The organism is Sphingomonas sp. Leaf37 (genome assembly GCF_920939475.1).
In the GTDB taxonomy this organism is placed as follows: domain Bacteria; phylum Pseudomonadota; class Alphaproteobacteria; order Sphingomonadales; family Sphingomonadaceae; genus Sphingomonas.
Window position 1 is genome coordinate 216644 of record NZ_CAKLAX010000004.1, and the last position, 16588, is coordinate 233231.

Here is a 16588-nt window from a genome sequence, read left to right on the forward strand (position 1 = left end):
GATGCCAGCTGACGAGACACCGACCACGAAAATCATGGCGATCCAGCATGATCGTGCATGGCGATGGACTCGCCGGGCGGGGGGCTTATGGTCTCTCTCGAGTTCGTATTGGTTTCGGGGGGAATCATGCCGTATCGCCACGCCTGGATGTTCATCGTCGCGTTGATCGTCGCCACTGTTTTCGCATTTCAGCGCAGTTATTTCACGGTTCTGTCAACGGCGTCGCCCGGCTTTCATGCCCATGGCATCACCGCCTCGCTGTGGATGCTGCTCCTGCTCGTGCAAAGCTGGACGCCACAGCGTGGGCTGATCGCGGTGCATCGCACGCTGGGGCTGGCGACGTTCGTCGCGATCCCATTGTTCGCCGCCGGTGCGATGGGAGTGATCCATTCGATGGCGGCGGGCACCCTCGGCGGGAATCCCTTCTATGCGCTCTGGGGCGCGCGCCTGGCATTCATCGACGCGGTCGCATTCGGCGCATTGCTCTACGCGGCCGGCATGGCGTTGCGGCACCGGCACGACGTTCGATTGCACGCCGGCTATATGCTCTCCACCGCTCTGCCTCTGGTCAGCCCCGTGCTCGGCCGCGTTCTCGCGCAGACGGTTCCCGGTTTCGTCGTCCGGGGACCGCAGGACTTTCCGATCTTCGGCTGGAGCGCGCAATGCGCCAACCTCTGCGCGGGGATCGTCGCGCTGTGGTTATGGCGGCGCGATCCGCGCGCCGGTCGCCCATGGGCGGTGGCAGCGGCGGTGATCGCCGTGCAGATCGTGGGGTTCGAGACGCTGGCGAAAAGCCCGTCTTGGATCGCCGCATTCCTGACGACGGCAGGGCTACCACTGACATGGCTGATGCTCTTCGGCCTGATGGCGGGCAGCGTGGCGGTGGCGCTGGGCTGGACTTGCCCGGCACGACGCGACAATCGCTCGGCCATACTCGCCTGAGCCTGAGCGCCCATCACGCGAGCGGTGTCAGGCCGCCGCCTTGCGTACGATACTGTCGACCAGTCCCTTGCCCTCGACCCGCTTGATGACGTCGACCGTGCCGTCTGCTCCGGCGCGTGCCAGCAACACGACGAATTCATCCGAGCCCGCGCCGATCGCCACATTGCCGAGCGTCGGCAGTACGCGCAGTTCAGCGGCGACGCGGTCGAACACGTCGGGCCGCTTGACCGGACGTTTGACCGCGCGCTCGGCGGCGACCACCGCCTTGATCCCACCGTCCGCCGCGTCGAGAAACCGCGCCAGTTCGCCCGCAACGATATAATGCCGACGGGCATGGGCCAGCACGGCGCCATATTCGGCCAGCCGGGTCTTGTCGTAGTCCGCGCCGAAAACCAGCTTGACGATCGGCGTCAGCGGCGCGCGCGGCTGCACCTTCAACCCCGACGATTCAAGCAGCGCGGCATAGCCGTCGGCATCCTCTTCACAGGCGATGGCGAAGTCATGCGCGCGGCCCAGCGCCCGGTACAGCGCCGCACGACCACGGGTATCGGCGGCGCGTACGGCGGCGGCACTTTCGCGTGCCATCATCAATTGGTCGCCGAGCGATCCGGTCGGCAGCGTATCAACCGGCTCTTCCGAAGATTCGAACCCGCCGCTCGGGCCATCGGCCCACACCTGCGAATCGGGGGCGGGCTTCGGAGCCGTCCGCACGGCGGCGTCGAGTTCAGCGTCCAGCGTGGCCTGCGTATCCGCGTCCACCATCTCCTTCCAGTTGATGACGCCATAGATGAAGTCGATAGTCTCGCCCTCGGATGAGAAGGGCATCAGGATGCCGCGATACAGCGTGGTGCGGCCCCGCGTACCGACGAACTCCGCCTCGAAGCCGATCGGCGCGCGATTTGCGATGATCTGCAGATAATGATCGGTGAGGCGCGACAGCAGGGATCGTCCGGGCACATCGGCGATTCGCGTGATGCTGACCTCCAGTCCGCATTCCTCGCGAAGACTGCGGCCGAGATAGGCGATCGTCGGATTCTCGATCCCGTCGGTGAAATCCAGCAGCACGCTGTGCGGGCCGAAATCGCCGATATTGGCGGGATCCAGATCGTCGATGCCCGGATAGGCGCGACCCTTCAGCAGGGAAACCCAGTGATTGTAGGCGCGTACGTGCATTCGTCGCTCGTCGCCGCCCAGGTCGAACATCGCATCGTCGACGCCCGCCTCATCGACGCCGCCGTGATCCAGCTCCACATCCATCACATCGTCGATCGCCAGTCGCTCGCCATCGAAGTCGCGTGCGCTATCCATGCCCAAACCCTTCATACGCGGACCTTGCAGCCCCGGTTCGACACCGCTTGTGCGCCGGCTGTGGTAAACGGGTCGTAAAGCCGCGAATGCAAAGCGATGCTTGTCAGCCCCCGATCGACCTGTTAGGCGCACCCCCGAACGGCCTGATGGCCGCTTCGCCCGTGCCGCTTTAGCTCAGCTGGTAGAGCATCGCATTCGTAATGCGGGGGTCACAGGTTCGAGTCCTGTAAGCGGCACCACACTCTAAAATCTAGGACCGTAGAGGACGGAGCTGGTCACCTGATGGTGACTCGATAACGCGCGCGCGCTGGCTTGGGCTTGACCTGTTGGAGAATGTTGCTCTTATGTTCCGGCTGCAACGGAGCGGGGCGGCATCATGGTCATCGACTTGGAGGAACAACGGCGCGCTTTCGGGCGCTGGCTGAGGACCGGGCACCTTCCCACGGTTCGGCTGGCTGACGGAACCGAACTCAAGTTCAATCCCTACCACGATCCCCGCAACGGGCAGTTCACCTTTGCTCCCGGCGGAGCGTCGGGCACCGACGGGATTTCGGCACGATATGCGAATGTCCGCCCCCGGAACTCGGACGCGCTGGATTCCGCGACGACAATTGGTGGGCAGACGGGAGGCCGTCGGGCATCTACCCATCCAAACCCGCCGGCAATCGAACAACATATCGGAGCGCAACTTGCGGCACCTCCGCAGAGACCGGTGGTTGGGCGGGGTGGGAACACCCGAGCCTTCGAGGATCCCATGACCTTGGAACAGTCGTTCCCAGGACTTCGCAACTCGCCCGGCGGCGCGGTGGTCGCAGTGGCTGACAACCTCTTCGATCTCACCGGCCCTGCAGAGGCAATGACCGCGGAGGTGCTGCAGAATCAAACGCGGCAGCTTTCAGCTCAGATCAAGGCTATCGATCCTGCCTGGCATTATGACGAGATTGTGCCGACTGACACGCTCGGCAATCGGATCGAGACGATACAGGGCCTGACAGCGAAGGTGAACGATCTGCGTTTCCAGCGCGCTGCAGTCACTGCGCGTGAGGGGTAACTATGAGTCGCTGCAGGTGGAGACGCTTCGCTTCGTGCAACGACGCACAGATGAGGCATATGACCAGGGGGTGGCGCTGCTTAAGGCAGGTCGGCTCACACCGAGGCTGTCTGATCAGGAAGCGCTGGGCAACTATGTGGATCAGCAGGTGCGTTTGCGCCTTCGTAGGCAATATAACCAAATCGGCATCGACTCGGCAGGCGCGGGGCCGGTGAGGGTCAATCGGAGGGAGAACAATAGTTCGGGTGGCGATTTGACCTATCGCCGTCCCGATGCGCGGGTGAACGACGTGGCGTTCGACGTAACCCTGACCCGCAAGACGCTGAGCACACCGCAAGTTCGAGGATTCTTTGACGCCGATTTCCGTCCGAGCCGCGTGGTCATCATCCGCCCGCGCCAGCTCGGATCCGACCACACCTATGCTATTCCTCGTCCGGAGACGAAACGATGAGCAGACCGAACCCCTACTTCAATCCCAAACCCTACATTCCCGGCTCGCTAAGCGAGATCAACGACCTATTGGGGTCGATGATCCTGGATGCGCCGACATTCGTGGACCGTCTCGGCGACTTTCCCGGGCAAAATATTGACAGCGAGTTCCACACGCTTACCGGCGGATTCGAGGTCGTCCGCAAAAAGCTGGGCGAGGAGCGCTATGCGTCGCTGATGAACCTAGCCGTGCGGGCCAAGGCGCTATTTGCGGCCGACCACGACGACACCAACGGGAAGACGGACGAGGGTCGTGCGTTGCTGTTCGAGATGAAGGACGTGCTGAAGGACGTTCGCAACCGGCGCGTCCGAAAGGAACTGCCGGACGATGAGGGCGAGGTCACCGGCGACTGATCGCAATTTCCCAATAATTTGAGTGCCCAGCTTTGTCCTCTGTGGGGCACCATTCTTTAAAAGACGTACTTTGAAGACGACCGAGGTGGGCACCGTCCCGCTGGCCCGTAATGTCCAAACTTGACTTGTTGCGGAATGTTGCTCAGATGTTCTCACCGTAATGAAAGGCGGAGCGGCATGAACAGGATAGCAGGCGGTGGGCAGTCGAGTGCTTTTTCATGGTGGCTGCGAACAGGTACGCTGCCACCGGTACGCAGTCCTGACGGTCTCGAACTCAAGTTCAACCCGTGGCATGATCCGGCAGATGGCCGATTCACCTTTGCTGGCTCGGGACACCGTTATGGAGCGGGAGAGGCCGATGGTATTAACAGGGGAAGCAGTCGGACGTCGGCCAGCGCTGGCGGCCCTTCTGCCTTAGGGAAACTTAGAAAGTCGCGGATCGCGTCACTGCCGATCGCGGGATCACAGCCTGCTCAACTGCCGAAGAGAGAGCGCCGAAAGCCGATGACCTATGCCTCACCAGCGGTGCGGCCCGGGCGTATAGACGGGCGGCGGCCCGGTAACGAACCAGGTTCTCTTACCGAATTTGTCGGTGGAGTCGGCGAGGGGCTATACGATGTTGGGAAAGGAACGGCGGCGGGAGTATATGCTGCGCTAACGACGAATCCGGCGACCACGGTTCGCAACGCCGGTCACCGAATCGCGGGTGTGATCGATGCCGCGATCGCTGCTGAGGATGCGCCCGCCCTTATCCAAGTTTCCCGTGCGGCCAGCGCCAGCGCCAGCGCCAGCGCCAGCCGAGATATCGGCCGCGCATCGGGAACGGTTGCTGGGAACATTGCGCTTGTGGCAGCACCCGGGGCGGCGCTGAGCAAGGTCTCCAGATTGAGTCGGCTGCGCAAGGCGGTGCCGCGCACGAGCTATGATCCGCCGCAGATCGGCTGGATCAGGGAAACGAGCAAATCCAAAAAACCATGGAAGCTGTATAACGACGCAGCAGCCGGCGCGCGTCCCGGTCAAGCCCCGACATTGATACGGACAATGGCCGACGGCTCGAAGCGGCCTGTAAAGTTTGACGGCATCCAGGGCGATTACGTGATCGACCGAAAATGGTCTGTCGTGGACAGGCCGCGCGCGCGAGCTCAGATCGTGCGGCAGTCGGCTGTGTTGGCCGAACACCGCCTGATCGGGTTGTGGGAGGTTCCCACGGCGATCCAGAAGGCCAAGGCCTTGAGATTATTTAAGACGATGAACGTCACCAACATCCACGTAAAGGTCGTCAAACCATGATTGCTATGCAGGTTGCGGGCATTATCGCAGAATATGTCGTTTTTCTCGAGCTTACCGACGAGGAAGACCTCAACCTCGATACCGCCGTGAAAATGATGGAAGCGCTCGGCGGTCATCTCCAAGAGATGGACAAGGGATTTTTACGTGAATTGGTGGACGCATTCCCGGTTATAGCGGAAGGATACAGCGGCGAGGCGCAACAGGTGGTGCGCGATATACCCCATGGCTTCTACCTCGAAGAGGCGCTGGCAGCCGACGATCCCATCAAATTGGCCGCGTTAGAGGCGGAGCGCGACAGAAGGGGCTAAACGACGAGACGTGGGTGCGTCAAACGTATGGCCGCGTGATCCAGCGTCGATGCGTTGCGTTACTGACGACTGACTAAATCTTCCAATACCCAGCTTTGTCCCCTGTGGGGCACCACCTTGTTCGAAAGCCTTGATTGCGAATGGGCAGGTTGAGTGTACCGCTGTCACTTGAGTTACCCGCCCGCTTGATGAAGCGAGTCTTGTTACTGAAATGTTCCGATACAAGGTTCGAAACGTCCCGTGAAGTTCGGCCGCTTCCAGGCGGACTACATTACCGACCGCAAATGGAAGGTGATCAAGCACCAAATGCGCGAACTCAGCTCTTGCGGAAATCCGAAGTGCTGGCCCAGCATCGGCCGTTAAAGTTCGGGAGTCTCCCCCTCCTTGGTAAAGGCCAGGGCGCTCCAAACCGATGAACGTCACCAACATCAAGACAAGCGTAGTGAAACCATGATCGCACATCAGGTTGCGCGTTGAGCTGACCGACGAGGATAAACCGACCCTCGATACGGCGGGGAAAGAGGTGGTGCGGAACGTCGCCTCTACCTTCTGCCTTGAGGAGGCGCTGGCGGGCGGACGATCCGGTCATGCTGGCCGAGCTGGACACGCTGCGCGACGCGGGGGGCTGAAAGCGGGGTTACTCGGTTGCCGTCTCGCCGGCGGCGTTTCATCGCGGCGAGACCGGTTGATTGTCGGGCCGGCATTTGGTTCTAGCGGTCTCGAAGCGAACGGCTCGCGAATCCAACCGAGGGATACATCATGACACCCACCGCCTTCATCACCGGCGCGACCTCCGGCATCGGCCTTGCTGCGGTCGAGGAGTTCGTGGGCGCGGGCTGGCGCGTGATCGCGACCGGACGGCGGGCTGACCGGCTGGCGGTGTTGCAGGCGAGGTTGGGGGCGGAATCGGTCCATGTGCTCGCGTTCGATGTCTCCGACGACGACGCGATGGACGCGGCGCTGGGGAGCCTGCCCGACGATTGGCGGGCGATCGATCTGCTCATCAACAATGCGGGGCTCGCATTGGGTACGAAACCGGCGCACGAGGCGGACCCGGCCGACTGGCGGACGATGATCGCGACCAACGTCACGGCTCTGGTATCGCTGACGCATCGGCTGCTGCCCGGGCTGATCGCGCGCAAGGGTGCGATCATCAACCTGTCGTCGGTCGCCGCGACCTACCCCTATGCCGGCGGCAACGTCTATGGCGGCACCAAGGCCTTCGTCGAGCAGTTCTCGCTCGGCCTGCGGTCGGACCTGCATGGCAAGGGCGTGCGCGTCACCTCGATCGAGCCGGGGATGGTGGAGACGGAGTTCACCAAGGTGCGCACCGGCGGCAGTCAGCAGGCGTCCGACGCGCTCTACAAGGGCGCCGATCCGATGACGGCGGAGGATATCGCAGCGACGATGCTGTGGGTCGCGACGCTGCCGCCGCACCTCAACATCAACCGGCTGGAGTTGATGCCGGTCAGTCAGTCGTTCGCGGGATTTCAGGTTGCGCGATCGGGCTGATCCCTCACCGCACACGGATCGTGCAGCGTGGCTGACAGAAACGCGATCAGCGCCTCGACGCGGGCCGGACGCAGCGTGCTGGGCGGCGTCAGGATGTGAAGGCCGATCGGTTCCGGCGCCCATTCGGGCAGTATCTCCACCACCTCCCCGCTGGCGATGTGCGGCCCGACGATGAAGCCGGGCAGGCGCGCGATGCCGAGACCGGCGATCAGGGTCGGCAGCAACGCCTCGCCGCTGTTCGCCGTCAGCGGCCCCTGCGGCCTAATCGCGACATCGCCGCCGTCGGCATGCTGGAATCGCCACGGGCCGAGCACGTTCGAATAGCCGAGAATGCGGTGCCGGGTGAGTTCCGACGGATGCGTCGGGGTCCCGTGCGCCATCAGATAGGTGGGCGCGGCGACCAGATGCGCTGCGATCGAGCAGAGCCGGCGCGCGCGCAGGCTGCTGTCGGGCAGATCGCCGATCCGCAGCGCGACATCGAACCCTTCCGCGACGATATCCACTCTCGCGTCCGAACAATGCAGGTCGATCTCGATGCCCGGATGCGCGGCGAGGAAGCGGGCGAGCAGTGGCGCGACGTTGCTGATCCCAAAGCTCATCGGTGTCGCCAAACGGACCCGGCCAGTCGGTGCGCTGGCCGCATCGCGTGCCGCCTCCTCCGCAGCCTGTGCCTCGGCAAGGATACGTTTGGCGTGTTCGGCCAGGGGCTTGCCCGCTTCGGTCAGGGCCAGCCGGCGCGATGTGCGGGCGAACAGTGACTGGCCGATCCGTTCTTCCAACCGGGTGATTGCCTTCGATACGGTCGCCTTGCTCAGCCCGATCGCATCCGCGGCGCCGCTGAACGAGCGATGCTCGACGACGGCGGCGAAGATCGCCCAGGCTTCCAGATCGGGTAGTCGCATATTCGTCCTCCGGATGGCGGGAGGAACCTAGCGTGGAAACGATCGGTTTCCATCGTTTCCGTTTACGCGACGATCGACGCCGCCCATCTTGGCGTCGACGAGATTTATTGGAGACGTTCGCATGACCAAGGTTCTGGTGCTCTATTACTCTTCCTATGGCCATATCGAGCAGATGGCGGACGCGGTCGCCGAAGGCGCGCGCGCCGGGGGTGCCGAGGTCGACATCCGCCGCGTCGCCGAAACGGCGCCGGATGCGGTGGTGCAGGCGGCACATTTCAAGACCGATACGGCGCATCCGCTGATCGAAGGTCCCGACGCGCTGGCGAATTACGACGCGATCGTCGTCGGTGCGCCGACCCGTTACGGCCGTATGCCCGCCCAGATGGCGAGCTTCTGGGACACCACCGGTGGATTGTGGATGCGCGGCGGACTGGTCGGCAAGGTTGGCGGCGCGTTCACCTCCACCGCCAGCCAGCATGGCGGGCAGGAGACGACCCTGTTCTCGATCATTACCAACCTGCTGCACCACGGCATGACGATCGTCGGTCTCGATTATGGTTTCCAGGGCCAGATGGGCGTCGACGAAGTTCGCGGTGGTTCGCCGTATGGCGCGACGACGATCGCGGGTGGCGACGGCTCGCGTCAGCCGCATGAGGAGGAACTGGCGGGTGCCCGTTATCAGGGCAAGCGCATCGCGGAGACTGCTGCCAAGCTGAAGTAGGCAAACGCCGGCGCTCGCCGCACCGATATTCCCGATACCCCCGCGAATGCAGGATGCGCGGGGGTATCGGGGAGGCAGAGCGCTGTCGCGCTCAGCCGGGATCGCGCCTACACTCGCGGCGATGGCCACGCATCCTATCCGCCTGCCGCCGCCCGCGCCCGAAGATGCCGCGGCCCGCAACATGCGCCAGCTGGTGCTGCTCCGCTGGCTCGCCGTCGGCGGACAATGTGCCACGATCCTGACGGTCCATTACGGGCTTGGCATCCAGCTGCCGGTCGCACCGATGGCGGTCGTGCTCGCCGCGCTCGTCATGCTCAACGTGATGACGGGGCTGGGGCATCCGCACTGGCCGGTGACCAATTTCCAGCTGTTCGGCGCGCTGGTGTGCGATGTCGTCGCCCTGACCGTGCAATTGCACCTGAGCGGGGGCGCCGCCAATCCTTTCGTGTCGCTGTACCTGTTGCAGGTGGTGATGGGTGCGGTGCTGCTGCATGCTTGGTCGAGTTGGGCGCTGGTGGGGATCACGTCCGCCGCGTTCGCGATCGTCGCGCTGGCCAGTCCGCCGCTCAATTTGCCGCCTTGGCTGGCGACCAGCCTGTCGCCGGCCTACATCCTTGGTCTCTGGTGCAATTTCGTGCTGGCGGCGGTGTTGCTGGTGCTGTTCGTGACGCGGATCGCCGCCAATTTGCGCAGTCGGGACGCGCATCTCGCCGCGATGCGCCAGCGCGCGGCCGAAGAGGATCATATCATCCGCATGGGATTGCTCGCGAGCGGTGCGGCGCATGAACTCGGGACGCCGCTGTCGTCGATCTCGGTCCTGCTCGGCGACTGGAAGAGCGAACCGGCCATCCGTCGCGAGCCGCGGCTGGCGGCGGAAGTCGATGAGATGCAGGCGGAAGTCATGCGCTGCAAGTCGATCGTCTCGGGCATCCTGTTCGCGGCGGGCGAGGTGACCGGTGAGGCGCCCGAACGAACGACGTTGCGCCGGTTCCTGACCGGCATCGTCGCGGCGTGGCCGGGCCGCGTCCTGTTCGAGGATCGGTTGGGCGATGACCGGCCGATCGTCGCGGATCGCGCCCTGGGTCAGGCGCTGACCAATCTGCTCGACAATGCGGCGGAAGCCGGCGCATCCGCGATCACGCTGACTGCGGGCTTGGAGGACGGGATCGTGGTGATGAGCGTACGGGACGATGGCAACGGTTTTTCCGCCGAGGTGCTCGCCGCGCTCGGGCGCCCCTACAACAGCAGCAAGGATCGGAAGGGAGCGGGGCTCGGGTTGTTCCTTGCGACCAATGTGCTGCGGACGCTCGGGGGGACATTGCAGGCGCGCAATCTCGGGAACGGTGGCGCGGAGACGGTCCTGCGTCTGCCAATCGCCAGCCTCGCGTTGACGACGGCATGACCGGGGGCCGCAGGCTGCTGATCGTCGAGGACGACGCCAGTTTCGCGCGAACGCTGGCGCGGTCTTTCGAACGGCGCGGCTATGCGGTGGCGACGCTATCCGGGCCGGACGGTCTGGAGGCGCAGGTGGCGGATTTCCGCCCGGATTATGCGGTGGTCGACCTGCGGCTGGGCGGCGCGTCCGGGCTCACATGCGTCGCGGCGCTACATGCGCTCGACGCGAGCATGAAGATCGTCGTCCTCACCGGCTTCGCCAGCATCGCTACCGCGGTCGAGGCGATCAAGCTGGGCGCGACAAATTATCTCACCAAACCTGCCAATACCGACGATATCGAGGCGGCGTTCGCGCGCGTCGACGGCGATGCCGGTGCGACGATCGCGCCCGCGCCACCGACCTCGATCAAGACGCTGGAATGGGAGCATATCCATCAGACGCTGGCGGACGTGGACTTCAACATCTCGGAAGCGGCCCGGCGTCTGGGGATGCACCGCCGCACGCTGGCGCGAAAGCTCGACAAGCGGCACATGGGGTGACCCCCGTAAGCCGACGATCTACTTCAGCAATTTCGGCGCTTCCTGCTGGATCACGTCGCGGATCTTGCCGGCGAACAGGCCCAGGAAGCCCGGCAGGTCGACGATGGCATGGACGTTGGTGTCGGACACCGTTGCGCGGCAACCGATCGACTGCCCCATAGCCTGCACGGTGAAGTGCATCGTATCCGCTTCCCAGCGGTGATCGACCTGCGCGCCGCCGGGAATCATCCGGCCGATCTTGCCGATACCGCCGTCCAGCCGGTCGCGGACCGCCTGTTTGCCGAGCTGATGGGGAACGTTGATCTCGATCGGGGCGCTCATGCGGGGTCCTTTGTGGTCGCGAACAGCATCCCATCGTCGGCGAACGCCTTGAACTCCAGCGCGTTACCGGATGGGTCTTGGAAGAACATCGTCGCTTGCTCGCCGGGCTGATCCTGGAAGCGGATGTGCGGCTCGATACCGAAACGCACCCCGGCGGCGGCCACGCGTTCGCTCAGCGACTGCCAGTCGGGCATCGTCAGCACGACCCCGAAATGCGGCACCGGGACGTCGTGCCCATCCACCGCGTTCGATACTGCGACGGCGTGCGCGGCGGGATCGAGATGCGCGACGATCTGGTGTCCGAACAGATCGAAATCGATCCAGTGATCGCTCGAACGCCCCTCCGCGCAGCCGAGCGTGCCGCCGTAGAAGGCGCGAGCGGCGGCAAGGTCGTGGACCGGAAAGGCGAGGTGGAACGGGCGCAGCTTCATCTCGACGGAGATAGGGCGGGGCAGGGACAGATGCCACTGTCTTGAAGGCGAGGTTGTCCATTCCGTCGTCACCGGCCGGAGGGGGGCGCATGCCTGCGCTGACGGGCGCATAAGCATTGCGCTCAGGTCTGGAGTTCGATGCTTGCCTCCCCGCGGACGGGACTGCACGTATCGTTTGCATCTTGCTTCGGTCCTCCTTTCGCAGGGCAGGACTTTTGCGTGGCGCGCCATTACATGCCGCGGCGATGCCTAGCTTTCTAACCCGCCGTCCTGCCTTCATAGCGCTGCTGCTCGGTGCGATCGCCGCAACCGGCTTTGCGCCGCTGCAAATATGGCCGCTCACCGTGATCGGTCTCGCGGGCCTCGCCATGCTGGTCCATGCCGCGTCGACACGGCGCAGGGCCGTATGGATCGGCTGGTGCTGGGGCGTCGGGCACTTCACGATCAACAACAACTGGTTTCAGCACGCGTTCGACTTTCAGGACAAGATGCCGCCGGTGCTCGGTTATTTCGCCGCGGTCGGCCTCGCGTTGTATCTGGCGGTATTCCCGATGCTGACGGCAGCGATCGGCTGGCAATTCGGGCGGGCACGGAGGCCGGATGCCCGCTACGCGCTGGTCTTCGCCGCCGCATGGATCGGCAGCGAATACCTCCGCGCCGTGCTGTTCACCGGCTATGCCTGGGACCCGATCGGCGTGATCTGGTTGCCCGTGATCGGCGTCGCGCGATTGTCGGCATGGATCGGCACCTATGCGTTGTCGGGCGTGACGGTGCTGGCGGCGGTATCGCTGCTGATGCTGGCGCAGCGCCGCTGGCGGATGTCGGCGGCAATCGCGGCGGCTCTGACGCTTGCCGCGATCTCGGCATCGTGGACGCAGGCACCCGCCGCCGCACCGGACGCGCCATTGCTGCGCGTCGTGCAACCGAACATCGGTCAGGATGCGCGCGGCGAGGACGATCAGGAGCTGATGCTTGCCGCGCTCCTCCGCCAGTCGGGCAAGCCCGGGCCGCGGCCGCGACTGGTACTATGGCCCGAAGGCGTGATCCGCGACTATCTGGAGAGCGGCTATCCCCGGTGGATATACGACGGCCAGAGTCCGCTGTTCAACCGGTGGCGGCTGGCGCAGCGGCTCGGTCCGCGCGATATCCTGATGACCGGTCATACGCCGTTGCGCTTCGATGCGCAGGGGGACGTGGCCGGTGCATCCAATTCCGTGTTCGCGCTGGATGCGAAGGCGCAGATCGTCGGGCGCTACGACAAGGCGCATCTGGTGCCGTACGGCGAATATCTGCCGATGCCGTGGCTGCTACGCCCGCTGGGGCTGGCGCGGCTGGTGCCGGGCGATTTCGATTTCGACGACGGTCCCGGACCGCGCACGCTTGAGGTTCCCGGCTTCGGTGCGATCGGTTTCCAGATCTGTTACGAGATCATCTTCTCTGGCCACGTCGTCGATCCGTCGCATCGGCCGCGCATGATCTTCAATCCTTCCACCGACGCGTGGTTCGGGCGCTGGGGGCCGCCGCAGCATCTGGCGCAGGCGCGGATGCGCGCGATCGAGGAAGGGCTGCCGATCGTGCGATCGACGCCGACCGGCATCTCGGCGGTGATCGCCGCCGACGGCAGATTGCTCGCCGCCGTGCCGCACGAGACCGCGGGCGCGATCGAGATGGCGATGCCGCCCGCGTTCCCGCCGACGCCGTTCAGCCGGATCGGCAACTGGGCGGCGCTGATCGTCGCGCTGATGTTCGTCATCGCCGCCGTTGCCATCCGCCCCCGCGAGCGGTAGGGCCGATATAAAGGCATCTTTATATCGTTATGAGGCAGTGATGCGCAGCAGCTATATCTTCACGTCCGAATCGGTTTCCGAAGGCCATCCGGACAAGGTCGCCGACCAGATCAGCGACACGGTCGTCGATCTGTTCCTGTCCAAGGACCCCGAGGCGCGCATCGCGTGCGAAACGCTGACGACGACCAATCTCGTCGTGCTGGCGGGCGAGATCCGTTGCAAGGGCGTGTACGAGAACGGCGCATGGGCCGACGGCGCGCTCGACGAGATCGAGGCTGCGGTACGCGCGACGGTTCGCCGGATCGGCTACGAACAGACCGGCTTCCACTGGGAAACCTTCACGTTCGAGAACAACCTGCACGGCCAGTCCGCGGAAATCGCGATGGGTGTCGACGAGGGGTCGAACAAGGACGAGGGCGCGGGCGATCAGGGCATCATGTTCGGTTATGCGACCGACGAGACGCCCGGACTGATGCCGGCGACGCTCTATTACAGCCACAAGATCCTCGAGACGATGGCGGCCGATCGCCACTCGGGCGCGGCGCCGTTCCTGGAGCCCGACGCCAAGAGCCAGGTGACGCTCGCTTATGAGAACGGCGTGCCCGTCCGTGCGGTCGCGCTGGTCGTGTCGACCCAGCACAAGGCGGGTTATTGCCTGCAGGGCGAGAACGCGGATCCCGCCAAGTACGAGGTGCTGAAGAATTACGTCACCGGCGTCTTCACCGGCATCCTTCCGGAAGGCTTCGTGACCGACGAGACCAAGGTCTACATCAACCCGACCGGCGCGTTCGAGATCGGTGGGCCGGATGGCGATGCCGGCGTTACCGGACGCAAGATCATCGTCGACACCTACGGCGGCGCCGCGCCGCACGGCGGTGGCGCGTTCAGCGGCAAGGACCCGACGAAGGTCGATCGTTCCGCAGCTTATGTTGCGCGTTACCTCGCGAAGAACGTCGTCGCCGCGGGTCTTGCCAAGCGTTGCACGATCCAGTTGTCCTATGCGATCGGCATCGCCGAACCCTTGTCGGTCTATGTCGACACGCATGGCACAGGCACGGTGGACGAAGCGAAGCTGGAACAGGTGCTGCCACAGCTCGTACGCCTGACGCCCAAGGGCATTCGCCAGCATCTGAAGCTCAATGCGCCGATCTACGTGAAGTCGGCGGCCTACGGGCACTTCGGCCGCGAGCCGGAAGGCGACCTGTTCACCTGGGAAAAGACCGACCTCGTCGATCGACTGAAAGCCGCCGTCGCCTGAACCGGGACGCCCGACCGGCCTGAACGACCAACCCCTCCGTATCGATGGATGCGGAGGGGTTCGTCATGTCCGGCACGACGCTTGCCGAATCTTGTCAGGCGGGTCTGCGATAGGCATCGTTCATGTCGGTCATCCAGCCTGCCTTGGGTTTGACGCCCGTCCCGCGCGGCTTGCGAGCCTCTTCCAGATCGACGGCGTCCGCGAAACGCAGGCCGGCAAGCCGTTCGGTGACCCATACGACCACGGCCGGCAGGTCGGTGAGCGCACCCATCTGCAACAACACGGTCGTACCGTTCGTCAAATCGCCGTCATGCTCGATGCAAGCTCCGGAGCGTGACAGGTTGCGCACCCTTCGCTCCGCCTGCGTGCCGTTCGTGCCATGTACGATCGCGCGTACGATGACGCTGCTGCGCTTTTCGCGGGCGGGTTCGGGCGGGCTGTCCATGGGCATCTCCACGCCCGTTCCTGTCATGGCTTTCTGAAGCGACGGTAAACTTTGGCGAAAATCTGCCTATCGATCCGACGAGATGGTCCCGGTTGCGGACACGATGCGGTCGAAGGCCAGGTCTACGAGTGCTTCGGCGATCCACCCGATGGCACCGCCGACGATGACATCCGACAGATAGTGATTGCCCGCCACCGGCTGGATCGCGGCGATCGCACCGACGCCGAGCGCGGCCGGCGCAGCCGCGCCATCAATCTCGCGGGATGCCGCACGGGCGACCGCGACGGCACCCGCGGTATGGCCGGACGGGAAGGAGTTGAGCTCGTGATCCGTGCTGTCGCCCGCGCGGAAGCGATGGCCGTCGCGCAAGGCTTTCGCCGGACGCGTGCGGTCGAAGGACCGCTTGATCGCGGTCTTCGCGGCGGTGGCGACCAGATGCGCGGCAAGCATGCGCGCGCCGCCGCGAACCAGATCGGGTCGCCGGACGATCAGGCCGGCCGCGATCGTACCGATCGATGCGGTGATCAACTGCGGCTGGTCCGCCAGTTCCCCGAACAGCCCGGCGATCCGGGCCGGTACCGTATCGCGATGGGCGGCGATGTCGTGGGTCGTCTTGCGATCCGCCTTTGCGAGTTTCCTGGCGGCTTTCTTGCCCTTCTTGCTCAACTGTCGTCTCCCTGCGGCATTTCGCCGCGAACTTGCGCATGGGCGAGCAGCGCGAACACGCCTGCTCCGCCGACGAGATTGCCCAGCACGGCCGGCGCGATCAATTCCGCGATCGTTTGCCATATGCCGGTCCGCCCGGCGAACATCAGCAGGAACGCCTCGTCCGAACCGACGATCGAATGGCTGAAGCCCGCGATGGTGAGCACATAGGTGAAGATGACGATCACCAGCACGCTCTGGTCCCGCGCATTCGGCAGCGCCCAGGCGAGGATGGCGATCATGAACCCGGCGGGGATCGCATTGACGAAGGTCCGCCCTGCCGACAATTCCGTGATACCGAGCGAAATGGCGATCGCCGCTTCACGAATCGCGTCGCTCCCCATCGCGCCGCTGGCCAGCGCCAGCGCGGCGATCATCGTACCCAGCAGATTGGCACCCAGCACGATCCCCCACAGTCGCAACGTGCGGGTCAGCGCCCAACGCGACGGCCGGGTCACCAATGGCAGCATCGCCGTGATCGTGCTTTCGGTGAACAATTGCATCCGGCCGAGGATCACCACCAGAAAGCCGACGGGATAGCCCAGACCGACCACCAGTTCACGCCACGGCATATCGGGCAACGCGGCATGCAAGGCAGCTTCGGTCACCAGCGACACACTGATCGCCACGCCCGCCGCCAGGCCGGACCAGAACAGCGAGAGCGCGGGGCGGCGTAACTCTTCCTCCCCCTCTTCACGAACGGTACGATGCAGATCCTTGGCATCGGCCGCCTTCAGATCGTCGTTGTCGCTGTGGGAAGAACTGGCGGATGCGCTGTCGGAGGTGTGTTCGGCCATTACGCTGCTGCAACGGATCATGCGCACCCTTT

19 protein-coding genes and 1 tRNA gene are annotated in these 16588 nt (G+C 64.5%); 13 read left to right on the forward strand and 7 right to left on the reverse strand.

The window, feature by feature from the left end:
* Window positions 1-126: 126 nt before the first annotated feature.
* Window positions 127-942 carry a hypothetical protein gene (locus LRA87_RS14790; protein WP_230632565.1) on the forward strand — a complete coding sequence of 272 codons (816 nt, stop codon included), beginning with the start codon at window positions 127-129 and terminating at the stop codon, window positions 940-942.
* 27 nt (window positions 943-969) lie between these two features.
* On the opposite strand, the gene LRA87_RS14795 is transcribed toward LRA87_RS14790, so the two are convergent.
* The gene (locus LRA87_RS14795) at window positions 970-2250 is read right to left on the reverse strand and encodes a PAS domain-containing protein (protein WP_230632567.1); all 1281 of its coding nucleotides are present in this window, start codon (window positions 2248-2250) and stop codon (window positions 970-972) included.
* A gap of 163 nt (window positions 2251-2413) precedes the next feature.
* Here LRA87_RS14795 and LRA87_RS14800 point away from each other — a divergent pair.
* From LRA87_RS14800 to LRA87_RS14830, 7 genes are all read left to right on the forward strand, one after another.
* Window positions 2414-2489 (forward strand) — tRNA-Thr (locus LRA87_RS14800).
* Between the two features lie 137 nt (window positions 2490-2626).
* On the forward strand, window positions 2627-3301 hold the full coding sequence (locus tag LRA87_RS14805; RefSeq protein WP_230632569.1) for a hypothetical protein: 675 nt from the start codon (window positions 2627-2629) through the stop codon (window positions 3299-3301).
* Window positions 3302-3317: 16 nt separating this feature from the next.
* On the forward strand, window positions 3318-3752 hold the full coding sequence (locus tag LRA87_RS14810; protein WP_230632571.1) for a hypothetical protein: 435 nt from the start codon (window positions 3318-3320) through the stop codon (window positions 3750-3752).
* Window positions 3749-4144 (forward strand): hypothetical protein, encoded by a 396-nt coding sequence (locus LRA87_RS14815; protein ID WP_230632573.1) that lies wholly within the window; start codon window positions 3749-3751, stop codon window positions 4142-4144. The genes LRA87_RS14810 and LRA87_RS14815 overlap by 4 nt, the downstream gene beginning before the upstream one ends.
* Before the next feature lie 177 nt (window positions 4145-4321).
* Entirely contained in the window at window positions 4322-5434 is a 1113-nt protein-coding gene (locus LRA87_RS14820; protein WP_230632575.1) for a hypothetical protein, read from the forward strand.
* The gene (locus LRA87_RS14825) at window positions 5431-5742 is read left to right on the forward strand and encodes a hypothetical protein (protein ID WP_230632577.1); all 312 of its coding nucleotides are present in this window, start codon (window positions 5431-5433) and stop codon (window positions 5740-5742) included. The genes LRA87_RS14820 and LRA87_RS14825 overlap by 4 nt, the downstream gene beginning before the upstream one ends.
* Before the next feature lie 759 nt (window positions 5743-6501).
* On the forward strand, window positions 6502-7254 hold the full coding sequence (locus LRA87_RS14830; protein WP_230632579.1) for an SDR family NAD(P)-dependent oxidoreductase: 753 nt from the start codon (window positions 6502-6504) through the stop codon (window positions 7252-7254).
* Here the strand turns inward: LRA87_RS14830 and LRA87_RS14835 are convergent.
* On the reverse strand, window positions 7233-8156 hold the full coding sequence (locus LRA87_RS14835; RefSeq protein ID WP_230632581.1) for a LysR family transcriptional regulator: 924 nt from the start codon (window positions 8154-8156) through the stop codon (window positions 7233-7235). The genes LRA87_RS14830 and LRA87_RS14835 overlap by 22 nt on opposite strands.
* A 121-nt stretch (window positions 8157-8277) precedes the next feature.
* Here LRA87_RS14835 and wrbA point away from each other — a divergent pair, with 121 nt between their 5' ends.
* From wrbA to LRA87_RS14850, 3 genes are all read left to right on the forward strand, one after another.
* Window positions 8278-8877: an NAD(P)H:quinone oxidoreductase gene (wrbA, locus tag LRA87_RS14840; protein ID WP_230632583.1), complete on the forward strand. Its 600-nt coding sequence runs from the start codon at window positions 8278-8280 to the stop codon at window positions 8875-8877.
* A 121-nt stretch (window positions 8878-8998) separates the two neighbouring features.
* Window positions 8999-10279 (forward strand): ATP-binding protein, encoded by a 1281-nt coding sequence (locus LRA87_RS14845; protein WP_230632585.1) that lies wholly within the window; start codon window positions 8999-9001, stop codon window positions 10277-10279.
* Window positions 10276-10812, forward strand: a complete 537-nt coding sequence (locus LRA87_RS14850; protein WP_230632587.1) for a response regulator transcription factor — start codon at window positions 10276-10278, stop codon at window positions 10810-10812. The genes LRA87_RS14845 and LRA87_RS14850 overlap by 4 nt, the downstream gene beginning before the upstream one ends.
* Before the next feature lie 18 nt (window positions 10813-10830).
* Here the strand turns inward: LRA87_RS14850 and LRA87_RS14855 are convergent, their stop codons facing one another.
* Both LRA87_RS14855 and LRA87_RS14860 read right to left on the reverse strand, forming a co-directional pair.
* Window positions 10831-11133, reverse strand: coding sequence for a polyhydroxyalkanoic acid system family protein (locus LRA87_RS14855; protein WP_230632589.1), 303 nt, complete (start codon window positions 11131-11133; stop codon window positions 10831-10833).
* Window positions 11130-11564 (reverse strand): VOC family protein, encoded by a 435-nt coding sequence (locus LRA87_RS14860; RefSeq protein ID WP_230632591.1) that lies wholly within the window; start codon window positions 11562-11564, stop codon window positions 11130-11132. The genes LRA87_RS14855 and LRA87_RS14860 overlap by 4 nt, the downstream gene beginning before the upstream one ends.
* A gap of 245 nt (window positions 11565-11809) precedes the next feature.
* Here LRA87_RS14860 and lnt point away from each other — a divergent pair, with 245 nt between their 5' ends.
* Together lnt and metK are read left to right on the forward strand one after the other, a co-directional pair.
* A complete protein-coding gene (lnt, locus tag LRA87_RS14865; RefSeq protein ID WP_230632593.1) occupies window positions 11810-13351 on the forward strand; it encodes an apolipoprotein N-acyltransferase in 1542 nt (513 codons plus the stop codon).
* Window positions 13352-13391: 40 nt separating this feature from the next.
* Window positions 13392-14609, forward strand: a complete 1218-nt coding sequence (metK, locus tag LRA87_RS14870) for a methionine adenosyltransferase (protein WP_230632595.1) — start codon at window positions 13392-13394, stop codon at window positions 14607-14609.
* A gap of 94 nt (window positions 14610-14703) precedes the next feature.
* On the opposite strand, the gene LRA87_RS14875 is transcribed toward metK, so the two are convergent.
* The 3 genes from LRA87_RS14875 to LRA87_RS14885 are packed head-to-tail and all read right to left on the reverse strand — an operon-like array spanning window position 14704 to window position 16556.
* Complete coding sequence (locus LRA87_RS14875) at window positions 14704-15060, reverse strand: PilZ domain-containing protein (protein ID WP_230781628.1); 357 nt, start codon at window positions 15058-15060, stop codon at window positions 14704-14706.
* 60 nt (window positions 15061-15120) lie between these two features.
* Window positions 15121-15720, reverse strand: a complete 600-nt coding sequence (locus LRA87_RS14880) for a phosphatase PAP2 family protein (RefSeq protein ID WP_230632597.1) — start codon at window positions 15718-15720, stop codon at window positions 15121-15123.
* On the reverse strand, window positions 15717-16556 hold the full coding sequence (locus LRA87_RS14885) for a formate/nitrite transporter family protein (RefSeq protein WP_230632599.1): 840 nt from the start codon (window positions 16554-16556) through the stop codon (window positions 15717-15719). The genes LRA87_RS14880 and LRA87_RS14885 overlap by 4 nt, the downstream gene beginning before the upstream one ends.
* Window positions 16557-16588: the final 32 nt, after the last annotated feature.

What these genes read in the sequence shown, in the direction of transcription:
- LRA87_RS14790 (WP_230632565.1), top strand. Translation starts at nt 127, where the DNA reads ATGCCGTATCGCCACGCCTGGATGTTCATCGTCGCGTTGATCGTCGCC.
- LRA87_RS14795 (WP_230632567.1), bottom strand. Translation starts at nt 2,250, where the DNA reads ATGGATAGCGCACGCGACTTCGATGGCGAGCGACTGGCGATCGACGAT.
- LRA87_RS14805 (WP_230632569.1), top strand. Translation starts at nt 2,627, where the DNA reads ATGGTCATCGACTTGGAGGAACAACGGCGCGCTTTCGGGCGCTGGCTG.
- LRA87_RS14815 (WP_230632573.1), top strand. Translation starts at nt 3,749, where the DNA reads ATGAGCAGACCGAACCCCTACTTCAATCCCAAACCCTACATTCCCGGC.
- LRA87_RS14820 (WP_230632575.1), top strand. Translation starts at nt 4,322, where the DNA reads ATGAACAGGATAGCAGGCGGTGGGCAGTCGAGTGCTTTTTCATGGTGG.
- LRA87_RS14825 (WP_230632577.1), top strand. Translation starts at nt 5,431, where the DNA reads ATGATTGCTATGCAGGTTGCGGGCATTATCGCAGAATATGTCGTTTTT.
- LRA87_RS14830 (WP_230632579.1), top strand. Translation starts at nt 6,502, where the DNA reads ATGACACCCACCGCCTTCATCACCGGCGCGACCTCCGGCATCGGCCTT.
- LRA87_RS14835 (WP_230632581.1), bottom strand. Translation starts at nt 8,156, where the DNA reads ATGCGACTACCCGATCTGGAAGCCTGGGCGATCTTCGCCGCCGTCGTC.
- wrbA (WP_230632583.1), top strand. Translation starts at nt 8,278, where the DNA reads ATGACCAAGGTTCTGGTGCTCTATTACTCTTCCTATGGCCATATCGAG.
- LRA87_RS14845 (WP_230632585.1), top strand. Translation starts at nt 8,999, where the DNA reads ATGGCCACGCATCCTATCCGCCTGCCGCCGCCCGCGCCCGAAGATGCC.
- LRA87_RS14850 (WP_230632587.1), top strand. Translation starts at nt 10,276, where the DNA reads ATGACCGGGGGCCGCAGGCTGCTGATCGTCGAGGACGACGCCAGTTTC.
- LRA87_RS14855 (WP_230632589.1), bottom strand. Translation starts at nt 11,133, where the DNA reads ATGAGCGCCCCGATCGAGATCAACGTTCCCCATCAGCTCGGCAAACAG.
- LRA87_RS14860 (WP_230632591.1), bottom strand. Translation starts at nt 11,564, where the DNA reads ATGAAGCTGCGCCCGTTCCACCTCGCCTTTCCGGTCCACGACCTTGCC.
- lnt (WP_230632593.1), top strand. Translation starts at nt 11,810, where the DNA reads ATGCCTAGCTTTCTAACCCGCCGTCCTGCCTTCATAGCGCTGCTGCTC.
- metK (WP_230632595.1), top strand. Translation starts at nt 13,392, where the DNA reads ATGCGCAGCAGCTATATCTTCACGTCCGAATCGGTTTCCGAAGGCCAT.
- LRA87_RS14875 (WP_230781628.1), bottom strand. Translation starts at nt 15,060, where the DNA reads ATGCCCATGGACAGCCCGCCCGAACCCGCCCGCGAAAAGCGCAGCAGC.
- LRA87_RS14885 (WP_230632599.1), bottom strand. Translation starts at nt 16,556, where the DNA reads ATGGCCGAACACACCTCCGACAGCGCATCCGCCAGTTCTTCCCACAGC.